This window comes from Radiobacillus sp. PE A8.2, from assembly GCF_045635475.1.
GTDB lineage: Bacteria > Bacillota > Bacilli > Bacillales > Amphibacillaceae > JBJGXI01.
Genome location: NZ_JBJGXI010000002.1, coordinates 1 through 23,242, shown reverse-complemented (window position 1 = coordinate 23,242; position 23,242 = coordinate 1). Strand labels below are relative to the sequence as shown.

Genomic DNA, 23,242 nt, shown 5'->3' with positions numbered 1-23,242 from the left:
TAAATGGCAACAGGAAGAATAATTAAAGCTTTAAGTGGATTTTATTATGTTGATACAGGTGTATCTCAATATCAGTGTCGAGGGAGAGGGGTCTTTAGAAAAAATAAAGTTAACCCTCTTGTTGGTGACAATGTTGAATTTGATGAAAGCAATCCTGGTGAAGGGTATATTACTGACGTAATGCCTAGGAAAAATGAATTAGTACGTCCACCGATTGCAAATATTGATCAGGCGATTATTGTTGTGTCAGCTACACAACCAGATTTTAGTTCCTTGTTACTAGACAGATTCTTAGTGCTGATTGAATCGAAACATATTGACCCTGTCATTTTCATTACTAAAATGGATGCAATTGGAGATGATGAACTTTCGGTTATTGAACAATATCAGGCTGATTATGAGAAATTGGGATATCCAGTTCAACTATTATCAACCAAAAAGCCAGATCAACTAGAACAAGCCATAAAGCTATTAAAAGGAAAAATATCGGTAATTGCTGGACAGTCAGGTGTGGGGAAATCTTCATTACTAAATGCTCTTAATCCGCTGTTAAGTTTAGAAACAAATGAAATTTCGATAAGCTTAGGAAGAGGTAAGCATACAACGCGGCATGTAGAATTAATAGAGGTTAATGAAGGATTAGTTGCAGATACACCTGGTTTTAGCTCATTAGAATTTAATGAAATTGAGTTAGAATCATTACCATCTTGTTTTCCAGAGATGCGTGAGCGTCAAAATGATTGTAAATTCAGAGGGTGTATGCATAATCGAGAACCTAAGTGTGCGGTTAAAGCAGCTGTTGATGCTGAAGAAATCCCTGATTATCGATATGAGCATTACTTACAGTTTTATGAAGAAATTCAAAATAGAAAGCCGAGGTATTAAGCATGACTAAAATCGCACCTTCCATTCTTTCGGCAGATTTTTCTATCCTGAAAGAGGAGATTGCTGACGTCGAAGCTGGTGGAGCAGACTATATTCATGTTGATGTTATGGACGGCCACTTTGTTCCTAATATTACGATTGGTCCATTAGTCGTGCGTTCGATTAGACCAATAACCAAATTACCACTCGACGTCCATTTAATGATTGAAAATCCAGATTTATATATTTCAGAGTTCGTTGAAGCAGGAGCAGACATTATTACTGTTCACCAGGAAACATGCAAACATCTACATCGTACCATTCAGTTAATCAAGGATTCTGGAATCCGTGCAGGAGTAGTACTTAATCCTGCAACACCTGCAGAATCTATTAAATCTATTTTAACTGATATTGACATGGTTTTATTAATGACGGTAAATCCTGGCTTTGGAGGTCAGTCATTTATCCAATCTGTGATCTCTAAGATTGAAACAGTTGCTGGTTGGAGAGATGAACTGAATCTTAATTTTGAAATTGAAGTAGATGGTGGAGTTAATGACGAGACTGCTGTTTTGTGTAAGCGAGCAGGCGCAAATGTACTAGTAGCAGGTAATGCTATTTTTAATCAAAAAAATCGTAAGCAAGCGATTAAGGATATTCGAAATAGCTAAGTTAAACTGATACATTTTTCGTGCAACAAGTATGTGAAAGGATGCAAATCAATGTCATATGTTGCGATAGTTGGCGGTGGGCCAAAAGATCTTATTCCTGACTTGCACCAATATAAGGACAAAGTATCCTGTTGGATTGGATCTGATCGAGGAGTACTCCATATTATTGAACAAGGAGTTACTCCTGACGTGGCGATTGGTGATTTTGATTCAGTGTCCGCAGTTGAGAAAGCGTTAATTAAAAAAAATTCAAGAATTTATCAAGAGTTTCCAGCAGAAAAGGATGAAACTGATTTAGAATTAGCTGTAATAAAAGCGATCGAACAAAAGGCGGATAAGTTGTTATTGTTTGGGGTGACTGGTGGAAGAATAGATCACAGTATGGCAGCGATTCAACTCCTTTATAGACTATTACAACAATCTATAAAAGGGATTATAGTTGATAAAGGTAATTGGATGGAATTGGTACAAGCAGGGGAATATGAGCTTACTAATGAGTCTAGTTATCCTCATATCTCTTTTATTCCATTTTCTAAAGAGGTTACGCAGTTATCATTAGAAGGTTTCTTCTATCCGTTAAACAATACAACGGTTACTTGGGGTTCAACTCTTTGTGTTTCCAATAAGCTTATTAGAGAAAAAGGTACTTTTTCTTTTAACGAAGGCATATTAATAGTAATAAAGAGCCGTGATGTACTTATTTAGGGTTCATAACATAGAATAATTTGTAGGCGATTTTATTGCTATTCGGAAAAGAGGAGGGGGATCTCATGAAATTTTATACCTTTAAACTCCCGAGGTTCATTGGTGGCTTTGTTCGTGCTATTATCGGTACATTTAAAAAAGACTAACAAAAAAAGCACCTTAATTAAGGTGCTTTTTTTGTATATGTGTGTTAAACACGTTCTACTTTGCCTGATTTCAATGCTCTAGCAGATACATAAACACGCTTCGGTTTTCCATCAACCAGAATGCGTACTTTTTGAACGTTAGCTTTCCACTGACGTTTGTTAGCGTTCATTGCGTGTGAACGGTTGTTACCTGTAGTAGTTTTACGACCAGTTACAACACATTTACGTCCCATGTTAAATCCCTCCTACTACCAACTGTTATATCTTTACATACTAATATAATTTATCATATGACCCTGATTATTGCAATAAAACTTTAAGGTGAATTTACACTTATTATCATAAAGGAAGAATTCATGTAAACAATAAATAGTGTGGTATAAACAAAGTAAAGGATGAAGTGAGAAATTACAATAAGAATGAAAATAGTATTTATAAAGAATATCTACTTGACAGATTTGCGGTTTTCGTCCATTGTATAAATGGGTTTTGTTTAGATGTAATTGCTTTCATATTTAATAATCATATAGTAAAATGACTTTAAATTTATGTTTAAGCAAGGAGGATTAATTTATGTCCATTGAATTAAATACACAAGATGGTCATGTCACTATTACGAATGAAGTAATTGCTACACTAGCTGGTGGTGCTGCAATCGAATGTTACGGTATTGTTGGTATGGCATCTAAAAACCAGCTGAGAGATGGTATAGCTGAGATATTGCGTAAGGAAAACTTTTCCAGAGGTGTCGTTGTTCGTCAAGATGGTGAAGATCTACATATTGATATGTATATTATCGTTAGCTACGGCACAAAAATTTCAGAAGTAGCAAATAATGTGCAATCTCAAGTTAAATATACATTAGACAAGACTTTGGGTTTACTAATTAAATCGGTTAACATCTACATTCAAGGTGTTAGGGTTGTCCAGTAGTAAATATAAACCCACCCACATATTTTTCATTACTTTTATTTTTTGCACTAATGACTAAGATCGTAAACTGGGTAAAATAAAAAACCAGTGTAGAAGGAGGAAGTAGTAGTGACGTTACGAAAGTTAGATGGAACTACATTTGCACAAATGGTACGCTTAGGAGCACACCATTTAACGAATAACGCCAAAATGATTGATGCGTTAAACGTTTTCCCCGTTCCAGATGGTGATACGGGTACAAATATGAATCTCTCTATGACTTCAGGTGCTAATGAAGTGAAAGATACAAACGCTAATCATGTTTCAACTGTTGCTCAAGCATTGGCTAAAGGCTTATTAATGGGTGCAAGGGGTAATTCAGGTGTTATTTTGTCTCAGTTATTTAGAGGGTTCGCAAAAGGAGTAGAAGGAAAAACATCCTTAACGACCACCGATTTTGCTGAAGGCTTAGACTTAGGCGTGAAGACAGCTTACAAAGCTGTCATTAAACCAGTTGAAGGAACAATATTGACGGTTGCTAAAGATACAGCGAAAAAAGCAGTTGAGCTAGCTGAAACAACACCAGATATTATTACTTTTATGGAAGGGGTATTAGCGGAGTCAAAGGCTTCTCTTAAACGAACTCCTGATTTACTTCCAGTTTTAAAAGAAGTTGGTGTAGTTGATAGCGGTGGACAAGGTTTAGTTACAATTTATGAAGGGTTTCTTGCTTCACTAAAAGGTGAGGATCTTCCTGCAGGAATCGATAGTTCTGAAAAAATGAACGAAATGGTTAATGCCGAGCATCATAAGTTAGCGCAAGATTTTATGAGCACAGAGGACATTGAATTTGGTTATTGTACAGAATTTATGGTTAAATTCGAACAAGAAAAGTTGTCCGATCATCCGTTTGATGAAGAGGCTTTTCGAAATGAATTGAGTGAGCATGGAGACTCACTTCTGGTTGTTTCTGATGAAGAAATAATTAAAGTTCATATTCATGCCGAATATCCTGGAGAAGTTTTAACAAAAGGCCAACGCTTTGGTAGCTTGATTAACTTGAAAATCGAAAATATGAGGGAGCAGCATTCATCGATCGTTGGTGAAAAGGCTAAACCCGCTAAAAAGAAGCAACGCTCTGAATATGGAATTGTTACAGTTGCAATGGGTGATGGCTTAAAATCATTGTTAGAAAGCCTCGGTGCTACAGTAGTTATCCAAGGTGGTCAAACAATGAACCCAAGCACCCAAGATATTACAGATGCTGTTAAACAAGCAAATGCAAAAAAGGTTATTATTTTGCCGAACAACAAAAATATTATTATGGCTGCTGATCAATCTGCTGAATTGGCAGAAGATGAAGAAGTTGTAGTGGTTCCTACGAAGACGATTCCACAAGGGATGGCAGCATTACTAGCTTTCCACCCAGAAACGGCTTTAGAGGATAATAAACAAAATATGTTAGGTGCTAGTGAACATATTAAAACTGGTCAAATAACATATGCAGTTCGTGATACACAAATAGATGGCTTGACAATCGAAAATGGTAATTTTATGGGTCTTGCTGATGGCAAAATTAAAGCAACAAACAAAGATAAATTAGAAACGATTCAACTTCTACTAACTGAAATGATCGACCCTGATGAAGATGAGATCATGACGATATTACAAGGCGAAGATGCTACAGATGAAGAGACGGAACAGGTGCAATCGTATATAGAAAGCAACTATCCTGACATCGAAATCGAGTTGCACAAAGGTAACCAGCCAATCTATTCTTTTATATTCTCAATTGAATAATTTATTAAAGGCCTTCACCGTTAAACGGCTGAAGGCCTTTGTTTGTTTAATAGATGCCTCGGTTCAAGCACACTCTCCAATTACTTCGGGTCTTATTTCAACTTTAGTTAATCATAAGATTGGACCGGGCGTGTTGTCTGGCCTTTGTTATGGCATAGGAAATTATAAAGCATACTAATTTTGGATAACATTAATCATTAGCTACGGCCAGCTCCGAGCGTCAGCGACTAGCGAGACTTCCCTCACCTCATGACACGATAACAACATCGGTTCAGGTTTTATGAAAGGTCGACTAAAAGCGGACTCGTCGTCCAACGTCGACATACCCCTTATGCAGGGGCATGTTTCCTTACTCCATCGAAAATATAGAACAATTTTCTTCGTGCGATGTAAAGCCTCGAAGCCTACTCTGGTCCTGCGGTTCAGTCCAGTCCGTACGTCGCTAACCGGCGCTCTGCGCTTTTGTTATGATTATTGCTTCTTTTTCAGAACCAGTTATACTAGAAGATAAGGGTTATCGTCTTAACTTAAGGATGGTGTAAAATGAAATATAAATCAGTTTTTGATATTATCGGTCCAGTTATGATTGGTCCATCAAGTTCACATACAGCAGGTGCAGCACGAATCGGAAGGGCTGCAAGAACGTTATTTGGAAAAGAACCAACAAAGGTTGATATTTATTTATATGGATCATTTGCCAAAACGTATAGAGGGCATGGAACGGACGTTGCTCTTATTGGTGGGATTTTAGATTATGATACAGATGATCAACGAATAAGCAGTTCTATAAAAGATGCAAAAGCAAAAGGTATGACAATAAATTTTTATGAAGACGAAGCTGCGACAGAGCACCCTAATACTGCTAGGGTGATATTAACCGACGATGATGAACAGCTAGAATTAGTTGGGATATCGATTGGTGGAGGAAAAGTAGAAATCACAGAATTAAACGGTTTTGAACTACATTTATCTGGTAATCATCCGGCGTTATTAGTGATGCACAATGATCGATTCGGTGCAATTGCCTCGATTACTCAAATATTGGCAAGGAATGAAGTCAATATTGGACGGATGGAAGTATCGCGTAAAGATATTGGTAAGGAAGCGCTAATGATTATTGAAGTAGACCAGAATGTCAACGATATTATCTTAAATGAATTGAAGGAAGCGGACCATATCTTACAAGTATCCAAGATTGTCGATTGATAAGAAACAACGAAGAATAACATCATAGGGGGCTATTATATGTTTCGTAATGTTGCTGAACTAGTAGAGATTGCTACAAATGAAAATATTCTAATATCAGAAGTTATGATTAGGCAAGAGATGGATGTTCATGATAAATCGCGTGAAGAAATTATGAATCAGATGGAAAAGAATCTTCATGTTATGGAAAATGCTGTTGAAGAGGGATTAAAAGGTGTAAAGTCTCATTCAGGATTAACTGGCGGAGATGCAGTCCTATTACAAAAGTATATGCAAGAACAAAACCCGTTGTCGGGTAATCTATTGTTAGATGCTGTTAGTAAAGCAGTTGCAACAAATGAAGTTAATGCAGCGATGGGGACGATTTGCGCTACGCCAACAGCAGGAAGTGCAGGGTGTGTGCCAGGCACGCTTTTCGCCGTTGCAGACAGACTTAATCCGACGAGAGAGCAAATGATAAGGTACTTATTTACATCTGGTGCATTTGGTTTTGTTGTAGCGAATAATGCGTTTATATCGGGCGCTGCTGGTGGATGTCAAGCTGAGGTTGGCTCGGCGGCAGCGATGGCAGCTGCTGCTATTGTGGAAATGGCTGGGGGAACGCCACAGCAAAGTTCGGAAGCATTTGCGATTAGTTTAAAAAATATGCTTGGATTAGTATGTGATCCCGTTGCGGGCCTTGTGGAAGTTCCTTGTGTTAAAAGAAATGCCGCAGGTGCTTCAAATGCAATCGTATCTGCTGATATGGCTTTAGCCGGAATTACAAGCCGTATTCCTTGTGATGAAGTTATTGGTGCAATGTATCGGATTGGAAAAACAATGCCAACAGCATTAAGAGAAACAGCTGAAGGTGGATTAGCCGCAACACCAACTGGGCGCGCATTGGCGGCAAAGATTTATGGTAGCCCAGACAAGAAAGTGTGAAGAAAGATGCTGAAAGCTCCTGTTGTACAAGTAAAAGGTGTAGGAGAAAAGTTAGGTGAAGCATTAATTGATATGGGTATCGGTACTATTGAAGATTTATTATATTACTTCCCTAACAGATACGATGTTTATGAACGTAAGCCGTTGAGTGAAATTGAACATAATGAAAAAGCTACGATTGAGGGTCAGGTTCTTGCTGAGCCGACCTTAACGTTTTTCGGTCGAAATAAATCGAGGTTAATTGTTCAACTCCAAGTCGAACATATGGTTGTTAAAGCAGTGATGTTTAATCGAGCATTTGCCAAAAAGCAGATTCATGCTGGTGACACGTTAACGGTAACAGGAAAATGGGATCAGCACCGCTTACAAATAACTGTTAGTAACTACAAAAAAGGTGAAGCTAATGCGCATGAACCTATCCAGCCTGTTTATCCTTTAAAGGGAGAAGTTACAAATCTGCAATTAAAGAAAATAATAAAAAATGCAGTTAGCGACTATAGTGGTCAAGTTGAAGAAATTCTGCCAGCTTACTATATAGAAAAGTACAAGCTACCTCGGCGCAGTCAAGCGATTAAGCAAATCCACTTTCCTGAAAATCATCAGCTATTAAAGCACGCGCGTAGAAGGTTTATTTATGAGGAGTTTTTATTATTCCAATTAAAAATGCAATTATTACGTAAGCGGATTAAAGAAGCTACAAAAGGTCATAACCAGGAATATGACAAAGAAAAAGTTGAACTATTTATAAAAAGCTTTCCGTTTCCATTAACTAGTGCTCAGAAACGCAGCTTAAAAGAAATTTTGTTAGATATGAAATCAGTAAACCGAATGAACCGATTATTACAAGGAGATGTAGGTTCAGGGAAAACAGCAGTGGCGGCCATTTGTTTGTATGCGGCTATAACAGCAGGTAAGCAAGGTGCATTAATGGTTCCAACTGAAATTCTAGCAGAACAGCATTACCAATCGTTGACCACATTAATGGACGGCTTCGCGCGAGTCGAATTATTAACAGGATCAATTAAAGGCAAGCGAAGGAAAGATATCCTTGAACGCGTCCAAGCGAATGAAGTAGATATTCTAGTAGGTACACATGCATTAATACAAGATGAAGTTTCCTTCCACCATTTGGGACTAGTAATTGTAGATGAACAACATCGATTTGGTGTCAATCAACGAAGAATGTTGAGGGAAAAGGGATTAGATCCTGATGTGTTATTTATGACTGCAACGCCAATTCCAAGAACTTTGGCGATAACAGCTTTCGGTGATATGGATGTATCGCAAATCGATGAAATGCCTGCGGGGAGAAAACCAGTAGATACTTATTGGGTAAAAGATAATATGTTTGATCGCGTGCTACAGTTTATTCATAAAGAAGTTAAAAACGGACATCAGGCATATGTAATCTGTCCACTGATCGAGGAATCAGATAAGCTAGATATTCAAAATGCTGTTGATCTTTACACGATGCTACAGGCACACTTTGCTTCAGAATTACAAGTTGGACTAATGCACGGTAGGCTACATTCTGATGAAAAGGAAGCTGTCATGAAAGAATTTGCTGCAAACCAAGTACAAGTGTTAGTATCTACAACCGTAGTTGAAGTCGGTGTAAATGTTCCGAATGCTACAATTATTGTTATCTATGACGCAGAAAGATTTGGTCTTTCCCAACTTCATCAATTGCGTGGTAGAGTGGGACGAGGAGACGCGCAAAGCTATTGTATTCTGGTTGCTGATCCTAAAGGTGAAGTTGGGAAAGAGCGGATGCGAATTATGACAGAAACAACAGATGGCTTCGAATTATCTGAGCAAGATTTACAGTTGAGAGGTCCAGGAGATTTTTTTGGTAAAAAGCAAAGTGGTATACCTGAATTTAAAGTTGGCGATATGGTTCACGATTACCGTGCTCTAGAGACCGCTAGACAAGATGCTGCTTTAATTATTGCTGAAAACAGGTTAGCAGAAGACCCGCATTACCAAACAATGAGAAATAAATTAAAAGAAGAAAGTTCACTTCAAGGTCAAGTACTAGATTAGTGAAATTTGTTGCTTGCATAATAAGCATTGGTATTATATATTACTATTAGTACCTAGTCATAAAACGGACGGTGTAATGAATGAAAAGGAATAAAAAGGAGAGACAACAATTACTCAAAGAGACGATAGAAGAAATGCCTTTTATCACAGATGAGCATTTGTCTAAAAAATTTCAAGTTAGTATTCAAACAATCAGGCTTGATCGTATGGAGTTGTCCATACCAGAGCTTAGAGAACGAATTAAATCGGTGGCCACGACGCAATGGAATGAAACAGTCAAAGCTCTACCAATCGACGAAGTGATCGGTGAAGTGATTGATTTAGAGCTGGATAAGCGAGCAATATCGATTCTTGATATAAGTCCTGAACACGTTTTTTCACGAAATTCGATCGCACGTGGGCATCATCTATTTGCTCAAGCCAATTCTTTAGCCGTTGCCGTTATTGATGATGAGCTGGCTTTAACAGCTAGTGCAGACATTAAGTTCACTCATCAGGTAAAGCAAGGGGAACGTGTAGTTGCAAAAGCAGAAGTTCTCGGTTTAGATGCGAAAGGTAAGACAGTAGTCAGAGTTAATAGCTTTGTCGAAAAGGAAAAAGTTTTCTCCGGAACATTCAATATGTTTCGCTCAAATGACCCAAAAGGAGAATCGATTAATGAAAATAGCGATTGATGCAATGGGTGGAGATCACGCTCCAAAAGAGATCGTTTTAGGAGCAATGGAAGCAGTGAAGAAAATTCCTGGTCTAGAAATAACTTTAGTAGGTGACCAGGATAAAATTAATTCATACTTAACAGATAACAGAAACATTCAAGTTATACATACTACAGAAATGATCACATCGGATGATGAGCCAGTAAGAGCAGTGAGGCGCAAAAAAGATGCATCCTTAGTACTCATGGCAAATGAAGTCAAGGAAAAACGTGTGGATGCTTGTATATCAGCGGGTAACACAGGTGCATTAATGAGTGCGGGATTGTTCGTAGTCGGACGCATAAAAGGAATAGATCGACCTGCACTAAGTCCTACACTGCCAACACTTGATGGTAAGGGGTTCTTACTTTTAGATGTTGGAGCCAATGTTGATGCGAAAGCACAGCACCTTGTACAATACGCGATTATGGGTTCTATTTATGTAGAAAACGTTCGTGGTATAGCTTCACCAAAGGTTGGCCTGCTGAATGTAGGAACAGAAGAAGGAAAAGGTAATGATCTTACAAAAAAAGCCTATGAGCTTCTGAAGGATGCACCAATAAACTTTATTGGAAATGTGGAAGCGCGTGATCTATTAGAAGGTGTTGCTGATGTTGTAGTAACGGACGGTTTTAGTGGCAATATAGCACTAAAAACAATTGAAGGAACTGCTATGACGATGTTTTCAATGTTGAAAAAAGTTCTAACAGGTAGTGTGAAAACGAAAATTGCGGCTGGTTTTATAAAATCTGATTTAAAAGGCTTAAAAGATCAATTAGACTACTCAGAATACGGAGGGGCTGGTCTGTTCGGATTAGCAGCACCCGTAATTAAAGCCCATGGTTCATCCAATGCAAGAGCTGTATTTAATGCGATTAAACAAGCTTGTGACATGGTGGAACAAGATGTTACCGGCATTATTGCAACTACAGTGCAATCGATGGATGTAGGGGATAAGGAGGAATAATATGAAACGTGTTGCTTTTGTCTTTCCTGGACAGGGTTCCCAAGCAATCGGTATGGGGAAAGCAATGTATGATACATACGAAGAAGTACAAGAAATTTTTGAAAAAGCAAATCAGTTATTAAAAACAGATATAACTGCGCTAATGTTTGAAGGACCTGCTGATGAACTTACTAATACGGTGAATGCACAGCCGGCACTGCTATTAACAAGCGTAGCAATTAACCACATACTTCGTCAGCAAGGTGTTGAACCTGTTATAACTGCTGGCCATAGCCTTGGTGAATATAGTGCATTAGTTGCAGCTGGATCTTTATCTTTAGATGATGCACTTCCGTTAGTCCAGAAACGAGGACAATTAATGGAAAGTGCTTATCCAAAAGGTCAAGGAGCAATGGCGGCCGTACTTGGATCCGAATTGGCGGTTATTGAAGAAGTAATCCAAGATATTAATAACACTTCAACAGAAACAGTAGATATTGCTAATCTTAATTGTCCAGGACAAGTTGTTATTTCAGGAACGAAACAAGGGATTGAAATTGCTCAAGAAAAATTAGCAGAAAAAGGTGCGAAACGAGTGATTCCTTTAAATGTTAGTGGACCATTTCATTCGCGACTTATGGAGCCTGCAGCCGAACAATTTCGGGAAGCTTTAGAAAATGTCAGTATAAGAGATGCAAAAGTTCCAGTCGTTGCAAATGTTACTGCTCAAACAGTTACTGAGCAAATCGATATCCCGGATTTATTAGTTAAACAGTTATATTCACCTGTACGATTTGAAGAGATTATTGAGGAAATCATTCAATCAAATGTTGATGCGATTGTTGAAGTAGGTAATGGGAAAGTTTTGAATGGACTTGTTAAAAAAGTAAATCGTCGTATGAAAACTTTTGCTATACAAGATCCTGCATCGTTATCAGAGTTTATGGAATGGTATAAGGAGGAATCCTAATGTTAAAAGGTAAAACGGCACTAGTAACTGGTGGATCGCGTGGAATCGGTAGAGCAATTGCAATTGAGCTTGCTAAAAATGGAGCAAATGTTGCTATTAATTTTGCTGGAAATGAAGTGAAGGCTCAAGAAGTAGTTAATGAAATTGAGCAAATCGGAGTTAAAGCAATAAAAATAAAAGCAAATGTAGCTGAAGAATCAGAAGTAAAAGATATGATAAAAACAGTCATTGAAGAATATGGTAGTCTCGATATCCTTGTTAATAATGCTGGGATTACAAGAGATAACTTATTAATGCGTATGAAAGTCGAGGAGTTTGATGAAGTTATTCAAACGAATCTTAAAGGTGTTTTCTTGTGCACAAAAGCTGTTACAAGGCAGATGATGAAGCAAAGATCTGGTAGAATAATTAACATCGCATCTGTAGTAGGTGTAAGTGGAAATCCAGGTCAAGCAAATTACGTTGCAGCCAAAGCTGGCGTAATTGGTTTAACAAAAACGACTGCGAAAGAATTAGCAACTAGAAACATTCTTGTTAATGCGATTGCTCCTGGATTTATCGAAACAGATATGACTGATAAGCTAACAGAAGAGCAACGTTCAGGAATGCTTAATCTAATTCCATTAGCAAAGCTTGGTCAAGCGGAAGATGTGGCGCGAGTTGTTCGTTTTTTAGCGTCAGAGGATGCGAATTATGTAACTGGACAGACGATACATGTAGATGGTGGAATGGTAATGTAATGGTGTCATTTCTAGCTGCGTGGGCTAGATGCTCGTGTCATAAGCAGTTCACCTACAGTGACCTAAACCCGTGGTCACTTCCGGCGCCCTGCTTATGCATGTCGCATCTGAGCGAGCCCACTCATGCTTATAACCAATCTAGTTCCGGCTCCTAGGTCCTCGCTGTGATAAGCAATCTACCTACATGTGACGAAGATCGCGTCACATTTCGGCAGCTTGCTTATCCAGTCGGACCTAAGCAGTCGCCTGCACTTTATAATTTTGAAAGGGGGTGAGTTTGGTGGCGGATACTTTTGATCGTGTTAAGAAAATTGTTGTTGATCGTTTAGACGTAGATGAGTCTAAAGTTACAATGGAAGCATCTTTTAAGGATGATTTAGAGGCGGATTCATTAGATGTTGTTGAGCTAGTAATGGAGCTTGAGGATGAGTTTGATATGGAAATTTCTGATGAGGAAGCAGAGAAGATTGAAACAGTTGGAGATGCTGTGAATTACATAAGCAGCACTCAATAATAAAATATTGTTAAAGTGCTATTTGGCAAAGACAGTATGGATGAAAGTCTCGCTCTATAATGCGGGGCTTTCTCCAATTTGTTTATTAAGCACACATATTAGGTAGGTGAAGTATGTGGATTTTCAAATATTGCAGAACAAATTAGGCATATCATTTAACAATCTTCATCTGTTAAAACAGGCTTTTACCCATTCATCTTATGTGAATGAGCATCGTAAAAAAAACTACGAGGATAATGAACGTTTAGAATTTTTAGGAGATGCAGTGCTAGAACTTGGGGTATCCCAGTACTTGTACCGGGAATTCCCGGAAATGGCAGAAGGAGAATTAACAAAACTTAGAGCATCAATAGTATGTGAGGCCTCTTTAGTTAATTTTGCAAATGCTATTGGTTTTAGTGATTTTATCTTACTTGGTAAAGGCGAGGAAATGACGGGTGGCAGAAATCGTCCAGCTCTTCTTGCTGATGTGTTTGAATCATTTATCGGTGCCCTATATTTAGATCAAGGGTTTGATATTGCGCTTCGTTTTTTAGAAGAGACTGTGTTTCCTAGTATTAGTAAAGGTGCTTTTTCTCATGCGATGGATTATAAAAGTCAGTTGCAAGAAAATGTTCAACAAAATAAAAGTGGTATTGTAGAGTATCACATTATTGATGAAAAAGGCCCGGCACATGATCGTGAATTTATTGCCCAGGTAGTAATTAACGAAGAAGTTGCAGGGGTCGGTGTTGGTCGAACAAAAAAAGAAGCAGAACAACGAGCTGCCAAAAAAGCATTAGATGAACTAAATAGATAAAGCAGAAGAGGATGTTTCAATTAACACTGAAGCCTCCTCTTCTGTGATTCATCATGTTATTTTCTTCTATTAGATGCTAGTTCTTGAACGAAAGCCTCTGTCTCAGATACGCTTAAACGACCTTTTTGCTTGATTAAATCATGTAAGGATTTAAGTTCATCGTACTTTTCTAAATCGTAATCCTCAGGGTCCATGATCGATCTATTTACAACCTGTAAGTGATCAGCCATGTCATTAATAATAAAGGATAAATTTTCCTTCGTTGCCTCATTTAAGTTCACAATAACACTCCTTATGATTTATATTGCGAGGATTACCTTCTAACACCTCTCTCTTTATGATAAAATAAATAAGTTGAAAAGCAAATTTTTTCTTACATAAAAGTAAAGCAAAATTCATAGGAGAATGTCTATGTTCCTAAAAAAATTAGAATCTGTTGGGTTTAAATCATTCGCTGAGCGCATATCAGTTGAATTTGTACCGGGTGTAACAGCGGTAGTTGGGCCAAATGGCAGCGGCAAAAGTAATATTATTGATGCTGTTAGATGGGTACTTGGCGAACAATCTGCGAAATCGTTGCGTGGAGCGAAAATGGAGGATATTATCTTCCAAGGTAGTGATTCGAGAAAAGCCTTAAACGTAGCAGAGGTTACGTTAGTACTCGATAACACAGACCAAGCATTGCCAATTGAATATGAAGAAGTGAGCATTACTAGACGTGTATATCGTTCTGGTGATAGTGAATTTCTAATTAATAAACAATCCTGTCGTTTAAAAGACATTATTGAATTATTTATGGACTCTGGTTTAGGCAGAGAAGCGTTTTCAATCATTAGCCAAGGTAAAGTCGAAGAAATTTTAAGTTCTAAAGCAGAAGAACGAAGAACGATTTTCGAAGAAGCTGCCGGTGTATTGAAATATAAGCAACGGAAAAAGAAAGCTGAATATAAGCTGGCAGAAACACAAGAAAATTTAAATCGGATTGAAGATATTATTTATGAAATAGAAGCACAATTAGATCCACTAAAACAACAGGCAATGATTGCAAAAGACTATTTGTCTAAAAAAGATGAATTGAAACAACAAGAAGTTTCTTTATTAATAACCGAAATTGAGCAACTTCATGAGCAATGGGAAACTTTGTTGAAAGAAATTGATCATGAAAAACAACAAGAAATACAAGTTAAAACAAAGATACAAAGTCAAGAAGCGTATGTGGAAACGGAAAAAAGTAAAATCCAAGTTATTGATGAAAAAGTTGAAGAGCTTCAGCAATCACTTCTATTGTTAACCCAAGAGCTAGAAAATTTAGAAGGAAACAAAAAATTAATTCATGAGAGACTAAAGCATTATACCGAGAACAAATCAAAACTAGAGCAAGAAGGACAACAACTTGAAGAAAAAACAGAAAAACTAGATGATGATCTTCAAATTGAACGAGCCCAGCTTGAAAAATATCAGGAGGTACGAAATACTTCTAAGCAACACGTGCAACAAATCAATGAAAAATTGTCTACGACCAAGGAAAATATTCAGGATCAGATTGAAGAGCTGAAAAGCGAATATATTGAACTTCTAAATTCACAGGCTGCAAAGCGTAATGAACGCCAATCGATTGATAAGCAATTAAATCAACTCGGAGCAAAGAAAAACTTACAACAAGATAAATTTCAAGATTTAATTAAGCAAAGAGAATGGTTAACAGATGAGTTGCAAACGTTAGAAAAAGAGCTTGATCAAGTACAACAAAAGCGAAACCAATTGGAATCAGAGTACGAAAATAGCCGACAATTGTTGACAAAGCACAATCAAGCTTATGAGCAATTGCAAACAAAATTGTATCAAGGTTACCAATATATCGAAAAACTAAAATCAAAGAAAGAAATGCTGGAAGAAATGAAAGAAGACTTTCAAGGATTTTTCTTTGGTGTTAAAGAAGTATTAAAGGCACGAGAGGAACAGCAACTTTCTGGAATCAATGGTGCTGTTCTTGAGTTAATGGATGTTCCATCTAAGTATATAACTGCGATAGAAACATCGCTTGGAGGACAAGCACAAAACATCGTTGTTAAAGATGAGTCTACTGCAAGAAATGCGATTGATTGGCTTAAGCGTACCAATAAGGGTAGAGCAACATTCTTGCCGTTAACAACGATAAATTCGAGGTATATAAGTAGTCATTTGTTATCAAGCGTATCCAATCACTCTGGATATGTTGGGGTCGCGTCTGATTTAATTCGATTTGATTCCAAATATCAAAATGTAATGACCAATTTATTAGGTAATGTCATCATAGCGGACAATCTAAAAGCAGCCAACCAAATTGCTGCTAGCTTACAACGGCGGTATCGTGTTGTAACAGTTGACGGGGATATTGTTAATCCCGGTGGATCAATGACCGGTGGTGCGATGAAGAAGACGACTCAATCTTTATTCACACGAGAAAAGGATTTACAAGAAATAAATGCTAAAATTGCGGACTACCAAACTAAAGCTGCCGATTTTGAAGCTACAGTTGATGCTCACAAGCAAAAATTAAAAACACAAGAAGAACAACTGGAAATGCTTCGTCAAGCAATAAATGAACAGCAACAACAGGAACAGCAATCGCAAGCAAAAGTTACTGAGAAAAAAATGAAACTGTCACATTTAAATGAAAATTTAACTTTATATGACCAAGAAAATTCACAGTTTGATAATGATGTAAGCAGTTTACAAGAACGTGATCAAAACTTAACAGCGCAGTTAAATGAAATTGAGTCAAGTTTAGCTATTATTCAAGAACAGATTGATACGCTATCCAAACAGCAATTTGACTATCAGCAAAATCATAACGAATTACAAGAGCAATATCATAAGCTTCAAGTTACCTTAGCAGAGCAAGAAGCACAAGTGCGCAACCAAACAGAAAAAACAGATGCAATACGTACTTCTTTAGAGGAAACTAGGCAGTTATATCAAACTAACCAAGAAAGCTTGTTAGAACTAGAGGAGTTGCATCAAAGCAATGACAAGATTGAAGACTTGGATACTCAACTGACTACAAAAAAAGAAACGAAAGAAACGACAGTTGAAGAAATTCAATCGTTAAGACAGCAGCGACTGTCGCTCACACAAGCCATTCAAGATCAAGAACGGGAACTAAAAGAGCAAAATCGTTCACATCAAGGTCTAGTTAAAGCGATCCAAGAAAAAGAGGTTAAAGCGAATCGTCTTGATGTCGACTTGGAAAATAGGCTCCATCATTTGCAGGATGAATATAAAATATCATTCGAGAAGGCACAACAAACCTATCCGAAGGTCGATGATATTAAAGAGGCGACAATACAAGTGAAACAAATGAAACAAGCTATAGAAGCACTCGGCACAGTTAATATTGGTGCAATCGATGAATACGAAAGAATTGAAGAAAGATATTTGTTCTTAACAGGTCAACAACAGGATCTTATCCAGGCAAAAGATACATTGTATGGTGTAATCGGTGAAATGGACGAAGAAATGAAGCGGAGATTTGAAGAAACATTTTTTCAAATTAAAGCAGAGTTTTCTATTGTGTTCCAACAGCTATTTGGTGGAGGAAGAGCTGAATTAAAATTAACTGAACCAGATAACATATTGGATACAGGTGTAGATATTATTGCACAGCCACCAGGAAAAAAATTACAACATCTAGGTTTGCTATCGGGTGGAGAAAGAGCTTTAACAGCAATTGCGTTGCTATTTGCAATACTACGTGTAAGACCAGTACCGTTTTGTATCTTAGATGAAGTAGAAGCGGCATTAGATGAGGCGAATGTAAGTCGATTTGCTCAATATTTAAAATTCTATAGTGAAAAAACACAATTCATTGTCATTACACATAGAAAAGGTACGATGGAAGAGGCAGATGTATTGTATGGTGTTACCATGCAGGAATCAGGAGTATCACGGTTAGTGTCTGTACGTTTAGAAGATACACCATCACTTGTTCAGACGTAAGAAAGGAAGATAAGATGAGTTTCTTTAAAAAATTAAAAGATAAATTTACAGGTGAGTCCGCATCACCTTCTACGGATAAGTATAAAGAAGGATTAACAAAAACGAGAGGCTCCTTCTCAACTAAAATTAACGATTTAGTTGCCAAATATCGCAAAGTAGATGAAGATTTTTTTGAGGAATTAGAAGAAATTTTAATCTCAGCAGATGTAGGCGTCACAACTGTAATGGATTTAATAGAAGAATTAGAAATGGAAGTCAAAAGAAAAAATATTAAAGATAGTGCCGCCATGAAAGAGGTAATTTCAGAAAAACTTGTTGAGATTTATTATGGTGAAGAGGATGAAAAGGTTGAAGAGTTAAATTTAAAAACTGACGGCCTTACAGTCATATTATTTGTTGGTGTTAATGGAGTAGGTAAGACAACGACCATCGGAAAATTGGCGAAAAAGCTAAAAGATGAAGGAAAGCGTGTTGTCATGGCAGCCGGAGATACATTCCGTGCCGGAGCTATTGAACAATTAGAGGTTTGGGGAGAGCGCGTTGGTGTGGAAGTGATTAAGCATAGTGCAGGTAGTGATCCTGCAGCTGTTATTTACGACGGCATTCAGGCAGCCAAATCACGTAATGCTGATGTGTTACTATGTGACACGGCTGGTAGACTGCAAAATAAAGTGAATCTAATGAATGAGTTATCCAAGGTGAAACGAGTTATAGAAAGGGAAGTTCCTGAAGGACCACATGAAGTACTTCTCGTTTTAGATGCAACAACCGGACAAAATGCCTTGAGCCAAGCGAAAACTTTTTCACAAAGTACGGATGTTAGTGGCATTGTACTAACAAAATTAGATGGAACGGCTAAAGGTGGTATTGTGCTCGCGATTCGTAAGGAATTAAAAATTCCTGTTAAGTTCGTAGGTCTAGGCGAGAAAGTGAGTGACCTTCAAGCTTTTGATGCACATGCTTTCGTATATGGCTTATTTTCTGATTTGATCACAGAAGAAGAAGTATAACTCCTTGACAGACTTTGTCTATTTGCATTAGTATTCATATGTAAAGGTATTTCACTTAACAAGGGGTGCTTGTCTTGCTGGAAAAAACAACACGTGTCAATTTTTTGTTTGATTTTTACAAAGATTTATTAACAGCAAAACAGAGCAACTATATGGAATTGTATTATTTAGAGGATTACTCACTAGGTGAGATATCAGAGGCTTTCGAAGTATCGAGACAAGCTGTGTATGACAATATAAACCGCACCGAATCGATGCTTGAATCCTACGAATCAAAACTGGGTTTGTATGATAAATTTCAAAAGCGAGTAAAAATGATAGAAGAAATCGATCAAGCACTTTTTAATAGTAACTTGAACAGAGTGAAAGAACTATTAACTGCTTTGAAGGAAATAGATTAGGAGGTGAGTTCGATGGCATTTGAAGGCCTTGCCGACCGTTTACAGAGTACCATTAAGAAAATCACTGGTAAAGGGAAGGTATCGGAGCAAGATGTAAAAGAAATGACGAGAGAAGTACGACTAGCCCTACTTGAGGCGGATGTTAACTTCAAAGTTGTCAAAGACTTTGTGAAAAAGGTAAAAGAACGTGCGATTGGTCAAGAAGTAATGGAAAGCTTAACCCCAGGACAACAAGTCATAAAAGTTGTAAAAGAAGAACTCACGCTATTAATGGGTGGGGAACAAAGTAAAATAGCTGTCGCAGATCGTCCCCCGACCGTTATCATGATGGTAGGTTTACAAGGTGCGGGTAAGACGACAACGACTGGAAAATTAGCTAACCTTTTAAGAAAAAAATATAATCGAAGTCCATTGTTAGTTGCTGCTGACGTTTATCGACCTGCTGCAATTAACCAGTTAGAAACGCTAGGAAAGCAACTTAACATGCCAGTGTTCTCTTTGGGTACCGAAGCGAATCCGGTAGACATAGCTAACCAAGCAATTGCACAAGCGAAACAAGAACATAATGATTACGTTATTATTGATACTGCTGGTCGGCTCCATGTTGATACTGCATTAATGGATGAGCTGCAACAAATAAAGAGTGATGTTAAACCGAATGAAATATTCTTAGTCGTTGATGCCATGACTGGTCAAGATGCGGTTAATGTTGCTGAAAGCTTCAATGAACAACTAGATATTACTGGTGTCGTGTTAACAAAGTTAGACGGTGATACACGTGGTGGTGCTGCTTTATCAATCAAAGCAGTAACCGATAAACCTATTAAGTTCGCTGGTATGGGTGAAAAATTGGATGAATTAGAAGCTTTTCATCCTGAACGAATGGCTTCTCGTATCCTAGGTATGGGTGATGTATTATCACTTATTGAAAAAGCCCAAGAAAATGTCGATGAAAAACAAGCCAAGGAATTAGAACGAAAAATGCGAACAGCATCGTTTACTTTTGATGATTTCTTGGAACAAATGGGCCAAATTCGAAGCATGGGTCCTTTAGAGGATTTATTAGACATGCTACCTGGAGCGGGTAAGATGAAAGGTCTTAAAAACGTTCAAATTGACGAGAAACAACTATCCCACGTAGAAGCGATTATTCAGTCGATGACGAAACAAGAAAGACAAGATCCAAGTATCATGAATGCTGGTCGTAAAAAGCGGATTGCTAAAGGGGCAGGTAGGTCTGTTTCAGAAGTCAATCGTTTGCTAAAACAATTTGAAGATATGAAAAAAATGATGAAGCAAATGACGAATATGCAAAAAGGTAAGAAGGGTAAAAAAGGTAAAGGAATGAATTTTCCGTTCATGTAATGGGAAAATACTTTACAGACAAATAAAGTTCTGATAGAATCTAAAATTGTGTAAAACATTTATTTGGAGGTGTAAGAGATGGCAGTAAAAATTCGCCTAAAACGTATGGGTTCAAAAAGAAATCCATTTTATCGTGTAGTAGTAGCTGATTCACGTTCTCCTCGTGATGGACGTATCATTGAACAAGTTGGCACATACAATCCGGTAGCTAATCCGGTTGAAGTGAAATTAGATGAAGAAAAAGCACTAGACTGGATGGCAAAGGGTGCAAAACCTAGCGATACAGTACGTAACTTATTTTCTAACGAAGGCATCATGAAAAAATTCCATGACTTGAAAAACCAAAAGTAAAGTAGTGTGATAACATGAAAGCCTTAATTGAAACAATTGTTACTCCATTAGTAGATTACCCAGCGGATATCGTCGTTACAGCGAAAGAAGAAGAACATAAAATTGTTTATCACTTAGCTGTAAACGAGCAAGACGTTGGTAAAGTAATCGGTAAAAATGGAAGGATTGCAAAAGCGATTCGAACCGTTGTTTATGCAGCAGGTTCGGATACAAAAAAAAGAGTCTATCTAGACATTATGTAGGGGGAGAGGGAAACCTTTCCCTTTTCTACTATGTTAAGAAAGAATATAAATTTGTATAACTGTCTAGCTCCGAGCGCCAGAAACTACACGACTTCACGAATCGCCTACGATAAGTCATCATTGATTCAAGTTTTATCGAAGGTCGACTAAATGCGGACTTGTCGTCCAACGTCGACATACCCCATGAAGGGGCATGATTCCTTTATCTTTAGTCGGTTCGCTCCAGTCGCTACGTTTCTAAGCGGCGCTCTGCGCTTTTCTACTATGTTCACTGAACTTTGTTGTTCTGCTATTTTCTTAAGAGAGGCTGAACAAATATGAAAATTATTCGAAAAATACCGGTTAAACAAGTTTTAACGGAAGATAGTAAAAAGATCATTAACGATAATTTTAAACATCGCATACAGCAACTTGAACAAGAGTGTCAACAGTTGTTATTTGAAGAAAAAAAACTGTCCAATACGAAAGGAATTTCTAAAGAAGAAGTCTACAGAAGATTTCAACAGGAAATAACTAAACGCAAAGAGAAAATTAAGTGGACTGAATATCAGATAGAACAGTTAAATTCACTACCACTAGGAAGCAAAATTACGGAAGATGAAGTTGAAGCTCTTGTTGAGGTTACAGAAGGTGTTAGCTGGCAAGATGTGATGGGTGAAAAAGCAATTGTAGTAAAAGATGGGAAAGTAATCGAAGTGAAATAGGTGGATGAATACATGGATGATAAATTTTTTAATGTAGGGAAAATTGTAAACACACATGGGATCAAAGGTGAAGTAAAGGTAATTCGTATTACCGATTTTGATGAAAGGTTTCAAGTTGGTCAACAATTATACTGGTTTAAAAATGAACAAGAACAACCAGTTTCATTAGTGGTAGATGGTTATCGTAAGCACAAACAGTTTGACCTTCTTCATTTCAAAAACTATGACAATATTAACGAAGTAGAAAAGCTAAGAGATGGCATGTTGAAAGTAACTGAAGATCAATTAACCCCTCTAGCAGAAGGCGAGTACTATTATCATGAGATTATTGGCTGTGCTGTTGTAACTACAGATGACACGTATTTAGGCGAGATCAAAGAAGTTTTATCACCAGGTGCAAACGACGTGTGGGTAGTAAAACGAGATGGTCAAAAAGATCTACTTATCCCATACATTGATGACATTGTAAAACAAGTCAATATAAGTGACAAACAAGTAATTGTGGAACCTATGGAAGGGCTGCTTGATTAATGCGAATCGATATTCTGAGCTTATTTCCTGAAATGTTTGAAGGCGTTTTTCAAACATCTATACTAAAAAAAGCACAAGAGTCTGGAGCTTTTCAGTATAACTATATTAATTTTCGAGATTACACAGAAAACAAACATAATAAAGTTGATGATTATCCGTATGGTGGTGGTGCTGGGATGGTTTTAACGCCACAACCAATCTTTGATGCTGTACAGGACGTAACATCAGATAAGCAGCCGAGAGTCATCCTTATGTGCCCACAAGGAGAACGGTATACACAAGCAAAAGCTGCTGAACTGGCAAAAGAAGATCATTTAGTTTTTATTTGCGGTCATTACGAAGGGTATGATGAACGAATTCGTCAGCATCTTGTGACAGATGAAATTTCGATAGGTGATTATGTGCTAACTGGTGGAGAACTAGGTGCGATGGTAGTGATCGATAGTATTGTTCGGTTAATTCCTGGTGTCTTAGGGAATGAATCATCCGCCCCTGAGGATTCATTTTCTCATGGACTATTAGAACATCCACATTATACACGACCATCGGATTTTAGAGGCATGAAAGTACCAGACGTCTTGTTGTCAGGAAATCATGGGAAGATAGAAAAGTGGCGAAAACGAGAGTCATTAAAACGAACGTTTTTACGCAGAAAAGATTTGTTAGTAGATTATGCTTTAACGGAAACTGAAAAAGAATGGTTAAAAAACCTATCAGAAGACTAA

Annotated in this window: 26 protein-coding genes; 24 read left to right on the top strand and 2 right to left on the bottom strand. The window is 37.6% G+C overall.

The window, feature by feature from the left end; genetic code table 11:
* The first annotated feature begins 3 nt into the window (after window positions 1-3).
* From rsgA to spoVM, 4 genes are all read left to right on the top strand, one after another.
* Entirely contained in the window at window positions 4-885 is an 882-nt protein-coding gene (gene rsgA / locus ACI6MV_RS01390) for a ribosome small subunit-dependent GTPase A (RefSeq protein ID WP_407268005.1), read from the top strand.
* Window positions 886-887: 2 nt separating this feature from the next.
* On the top strand, window positions 888-1,535 hold the full coding sequence (rpe, locus tag ACI6MV_RS01385; protein ID WP_407268004.1) for a ribulose-phosphate 3-epimerase: 648 nt from the start codon (window positions 888-890) through the stop codon (window positions 1,533-1,535).
* Between the two features lie 51 nt (window positions 1,536-1,586).
* Complete coding sequence (locus tag ACI6MV_RS01380) at window positions 1,587-2,240, top strand: thiamine diphosphokinase (protein WP_407268003.1); 654 nt, start codon at window positions 1,587-1,589, stop codon at window positions 2,238-2,240.
* A 65-nt stretch (window positions 2,241-2,305) separates the two neighbouring features.
* Window positions 2,306-2,386 (top strand): stage V sporulation protein SpoVM, encoded by an 81-nt coding sequence (gene spoVM / locus ACI6MV_RS01375; protein ID WP_093210825.1) that lies wholly within the window; start codon window positions 2,306-2,308, stop codon window positions 2,384-2,386.
* Between the two features lie 44 nt (window positions 2,387-2,430).
* On the opposite strand, the gene rpmB is transcribed toward spoVM, so the two are convergent.
* Complete coding sequence (gene rpmB / locus ACI6MV_RS01370) at window positions 2,431-2,619, bottom strand: 50S ribosomal protein L28 (RefSeq protein WP_407268002.1); 189 nt, start codon at window positions 2,617-2,619, stop codon at window positions 2,431-2,433.
* A gap of 340 nt (window positions 2,620-2,959) precedes the next feature.
* Between rpmB and ACI6MV_RS01365 the strand changes: the two genes are divergently transcribed.
* From ACI6MV_RS01365 to rnc, 11 genes are all read left to right on the top strand, one after another.
* The gene (locus ACI6MV_RS01365) at window positions 2,960-3,319 is read left to right on the top strand and encodes an Asp23/Gls24 family envelope stress response protein (protein ID WP_407268001.1); all 360 of its coding nucleotides are present in this window, start codon (window positions 2,960-2,962) and stop codon (window positions 3,317-3,319) included.
* Between the two features lie 108 nt (window positions 3,320-3,427).
* A complete protein-coding gene (locus ACI6MV_RS01360) occupies window positions 3,428-5,098 on the top strand; it encodes a DAK2 domain-containing protein (RefSeq protein ID WP_407268000.1) in 1,671 nt (556 codons plus the stop codon).
* Between the two features lie 543 nt (window positions 5,099-5,641).
* Window positions 5,642-6,304 carry an L-serine ammonia-lyase, iron-sulfur-dependent subunit beta gene (sdaAB, locus tag ACI6MV_RS01355; RefSeq protein WP_407267998.1) on the top strand — a complete coding sequence of 221 codons (663 nt, stop codon included), beginning with the start codon at window positions 5,642-5,644 and terminating at the stop codon, window positions 6,302-6,304.
* A 39-nt stretch (window positions 6,305-6,343) separates the two neighbouring features.
* The gene (gene sdaAA, locus ACI6MV_RS01350; protein WP_407267997.1) at window positions 6,344-7,228 is read left to right on the top strand and encodes an L-serine ammonia-lyase, iron-sulfur-dependent, subunit alpha; all 885 of its coding nucleotides are present in this window, start codon (window positions 6,344-6,346) and stop codon (window positions 7,226-7,228) included.
* 6 nt (window positions 7,229-7,234) lie between these two features.
* On the top strand, window positions 7,235-9,271 hold the full coding sequence (gene recG / locus ACI6MV_RS01345) for an ATP-dependent DNA helicase RecG (protein ID WP_407267996.1): 2,037 nt from the start codon (window positions 7,235-7,237) through the stop codon (window positions 9,269-9,271).
* Window positions 9,272-9,351: 80 nt separating this feature from the next.
* Complete coding sequence (gene fapR, locus ACI6MV_RS01340; RefSeq protein WP_407267995.1) at window positions 9,352-9,945, top strand: transcription factor FapR; 594 nt, start codon at window positions 9,352-9,354, stop codon at window positions 9,943-9,945.
* Window positions 9,929-10,933 (top strand): phosphate acyltransferase PlsX, encoded by a 1,005-nt coding sequence (plsX, locus tag ACI6MV_RS01335; protein ID WP_407267993.1) that lies wholly within the window; start codon window positions 9,929-9,931, stop codon window positions 10,931-10,933. The genes fapR and plsX overlap by 17 nt, the downstream gene beginning before the upstream one ends.
* A gap of 1 nt (window position 10,934) precedes the next feature.
* Window positions 10,935-11,882, top strand: coding sequence for an ACP S-malonyltransferase (fabD, locus tag ACI6MV_RS01330; RefSeq protein WP_407267992.1), 948 nt, complete (start codon window positions 10,935-10,937; stop codon window positions 11,880-11,882).
* Complete coding sequence (gene fabG / locus ACI6MV_RS01325; protein WP_407267991.1) at window positions 11,882-12,622, top strand: 3-oxoacyl-[acyl-carrier-protein] reductase; 741 nt, start codon at window positions 11,882-11,884, stop codon at window positions 12,620-12,622. Before fabD ends, fabG begins: the two co-directional genes overlap by 1 nt.
* A gap of 280 nt (window positions 12,623-12,902) precedes the next feature.
* Window positions 12,903-13,136, top strand: coding sequence for an acyl carrier protein (gene acpP, locus ACI6MV_RS01320; RefSeq protein WP_407267990.1), 234 nt, complete (start codon window positions 12,903-12,905; stop codon window positions 13,134-13,136).
* Window positions 13,137-13,251: 115 nt separating this feature from the next.
* A complete protein-coding gene (rnc, locus tag ACI6MV_RS01315; protein WP_407267989.1) occupies window positions 13,252-13,935 on the top strand; it encodes a ribonuclease III in 684 nt (227 codons plus the stop codon).
* Between the two features lie 56 nt (window positions 13,936-13,991).
* On the opposite strand, the gene ACI6MV_RS01310 is transcribed toward rnc, so the two are convergent.
* Window positions 13,992-14,216, bottom strand: coding sequence for a DUF1128 domain-containing protein (locus tag ACI6MV_RS01310; RefSeq protein WP_407267988.1), 225 nt, complete (start codon window positions 14,214-14,216; stop codon window positions 13,992-13,994).
* Between the two features lie 130 nt (window positions 14,217-14,346).
* Between ACI6MV_RS01310 and smc the strand changes: the two genes are divergently transcribed.
* From smc to trmD, 9 genes are all read left to right on the top strand, one after another.
* Complete coding sequence (gene smc, locus ACI6MV_RS01305; RefSeq protein ID WP_407267987.1) at window positions 14,347-17,913, top strand: chromosome segregation protein SMC; 3,567 nt, start codon at window positions 14,347-14,349, stop codon at window positions 17,911-17,913.
* A 14-nt stretch (window positions 17,914-17,927) separates the two neighbouring features.
* Window positions 17,928-18,923, top strand: coding sequence for a signal recognition particle-docking protein FtsY (gene ftsY, locus ACI6MV_RS01300; protein WP_407267986.1), 996 nt, complete (start codon window positions 17,928-17,930; stop codon window positions 18,921-18,923).
* Window positions 18,924-18,997: 74 nt separating this feature from the next.
* The gene (locus ACI6MV_RS01295) at window positions 18,998-19,324 is read left to right on the top strand and encodes a putative DNA-binding protein (RefSeq protein ID WP_407267985.1); all 327 of its coding nucleotides are present in this window, start codon (window positions 18,998-19,000) and stop codon (window positions 19,322-19,324) included.
* A gap of 12 nt (window positions 19,325-19,336) precedes the next feature.
* Window positions 19,337-20,689 carry a signal recognition particle protein gene (gene ffh / locus ACI6MV_RS01290; RefSeq protein WP_407267984.1) on the top strand — a complete coding sequence of 451 codons (1,353 nt, stop codon included), beginning with the start codon at window positions 19,337-19,339 and terminating at the stop codon, window positions 20,687-20,689.
* 78 nt (window positions 20,690-20,767) lie between these two features.
* Window positions 20,768-21,040 carry a 30S ribosomal protein S16 gene (rpsP, locus tag ACI6MV_RS01285; RefSeq protein WP_407267983.1) on the top strand — a complete coding sequence of 91 codons (273 nt, stop codon included), beginning with the start codon at window positions 20,768-20,770 and terminating at the stop codon, window positions 21,038-21,040.
* A 14-nt stretch (window positions 21,041-21,054) separates the two neighbouring features.
* The gene (locus tag ACI6MV_RS01280; protein WP_407267982.1) at window positions 21,055-21,282 is read left to right on the top strand and encodes a KH domain-containing protein; all 228 of its coding nucleotides are present in this window, start codon (window positions 21,055-21,057) and stop codon (window positions 21,280-21,282) included.
* Window positions 21,283-21,599: 317 nt separating this feature from the next.
* Window positions 21,600-21,986 carry a YlqD family protein gene (locus ACI6MV_RS01275; RefSeq protein ID WP_407267981.1) on the top strand — a complete coding sequence of 129 codons (387 nt, stop codon included), beginning with the start codon at window positions 21,600-21,602 and terminating at the stop codon, window positions 21,984-21,986.
* A 12-nt stretch (window positions 21,987-21,998) separates the two neighbouring features.
* Window positions 21,999-22,517 carry a ribosome maturation factor RimM gene (gene rimM, locus ACI6MV_RS01270; protein ID WP_407267980.1) on the top strand — a complete coding sequence of 173 codons (519 nt, stop codon included), beginning with the start codon at window positions 21,999-22,001 and terminating at the stop codon, window positions 22,515-22,517.
* Window positions 22,517-23,242, top strand: coding sequence for a tRNA (guanosine(37)-N1)-methyltransferase TrmD (gene trmD, locus ACI6MV_RS01265; RefSeq protein ID WP_407267979.1), 726 nt, complete (start codon window positions 22,517-22,519; stop codon window positions 23,240-23,242). Before rimM ends, trmD begins: the two co-directional genes overlap by 1 nt.

What these genes read in the sequence shown, in the direction of transcription:
- ACI6MV_RS01275 (WP_407267981.1), top strand. Translation starts at nt 21,600, where the DNA reads ATGAAAATTATTCGAAAAATACCGGTTAAACAAGTTTTAACGGAAGAT.
- rpsP (WP_407267983.1), top strand. Translation starts at nt 20,768, where the DNA reads ATGGCAGTAAAAATTCGCCTAAAACGTATGGGTTCAAAAAGAAATCCA.
- smc (WP_407267987.1), top strand. Translation starts at nt 14,347, where the DNA reads ATGTTCCTAAAAAAATTAGAATCTGTTGGGTTTAAATCATTCGCTGAG.
- rpmB (WP_407268002.1), bottom strand. Translation starts at nt 2,619, where the DNA reads ATGGGACGTAAATGTGTTGTAACTGGTCGTAAAACTACTACAGGTAAC.
- rimM (WP_407267980.1), top strand. Translation starts at nt 21,999, where the DNA reads ATGGATGATAAATTTTTTAATGTAGGGAAAATTGTAAACACACATGGG.
- sdaAA (WP_407267997.1), top strand. Translation starts at nt 6,344, where the DNA reads ATGTTTCGTAATGTTGCTGAACTAGTAGAGATTGCTACAAATGAAAAT.
- fabD (WP_407267992.1), top strand. Translation starts at nt 10,935, where the DNA reads ATGAAACGTGTTGCTTTTGTCTTTCCTGGACAGGGTTCCCAAGCAATC.
- ACI6MV_RS01365 (WP_407268001.1), top strand. Translation starts at nt 2,960, where the DNA reads ATGTCCATTGAATTAAATACACAAGATGGTCATGTCACTATTACGAAT.
- recG (WP_407267996.1), top strand. Translation starts at nt 7,235, where the DNA reads ATGCTGAAAGCTCCTGTTGTACAAGTAAAAGGTGTAGGAGAAAAGTTA.
- ffh (WP_407267984.1), top strand. Translation starts at nt 19,337, where the DNA reads ATGGCATTTGAAGGCCTTGCCGACCGTTTACAGAGTACCATTAAGAAA.
- ACI6MV_RS01280 (WP_407267982.1), top strand. Translation starts at nt 21,055, where the DNA reads ATGAAAGCCTTAATTGAAACAATTGTTACTCCATTAGTAGATTACCCA.
- plsX (WP_407267993.1), top strand. Translation starts at nt 9,929, where the DNA reads ATGAAAATAGCGATTGATGCAATGGGTGGAGATCACGCTCCAAAAGAG.
- trmD (WP_407267979.1), top strand. Translation starts at nt 22,517, where the DNA reads ATGCGAATCGATATTCTGAGCTTATTTCCTGAAATGTTTGAAGGCGTT.
- fabG (WP_407267991.1), top strand. Translation starts at nt 11,882, where the DNA reads ATGTTAAAAGGTAAAACGGCACTAGTAACTGGTGGATCGCGTGGAATC.
- sdaAB (WP_407267998.1), top strand. Translation starts at nt 5,642, where the DNA reads ATGAAATATAAATCAGTTTTTGATATTATCGGTCCAGTTATGATTGGT.
- rsgA (WP_407268005.1), top strand. Translation starts at nt 4, where the DNA reads ATGGCAACAGGAAGAATAATTAAAGCTTTAAGTGGATTTTATTATGTT.
- rpe (WP_407268004.1), top strand. Translation starts at nt 888, where the DNA reads ATGACTAAAATCGCACCTTCCATTCTTTCGGCAGATTTTTCTATCCTG.
- ACI6MV_RS01380 (WP_407268003.1), top strand. Translation starts at nt 1,587, where the DNA reads ATGTCATATGTTGCGATAGTTGGCGGTGGGCCAAAAGATCTTATTCCT.
- spoVM (WP_093210825.1), top strand. Translation starts at nt 2,306, where the DNA reads ATGAAATTTTATACCTTTAAACTCCCGAGGTTCATTGGTGGCTTTGTT.
- ftsY (WP_407267986.1), top strand. Translation starts at nt 17,928, where the DNA reads ATGAGTTTCTTTAAAAAATTAAAAGATAAATTTACAGGTGAGTCCGCA.
- fapR (WP_407267995.1), top strand. Translation starts at nt 9,352, where the DNA reads ATGAAAAGGAATAAAAAGGAGAGACAACAATTACTCAAAGAGACGATA.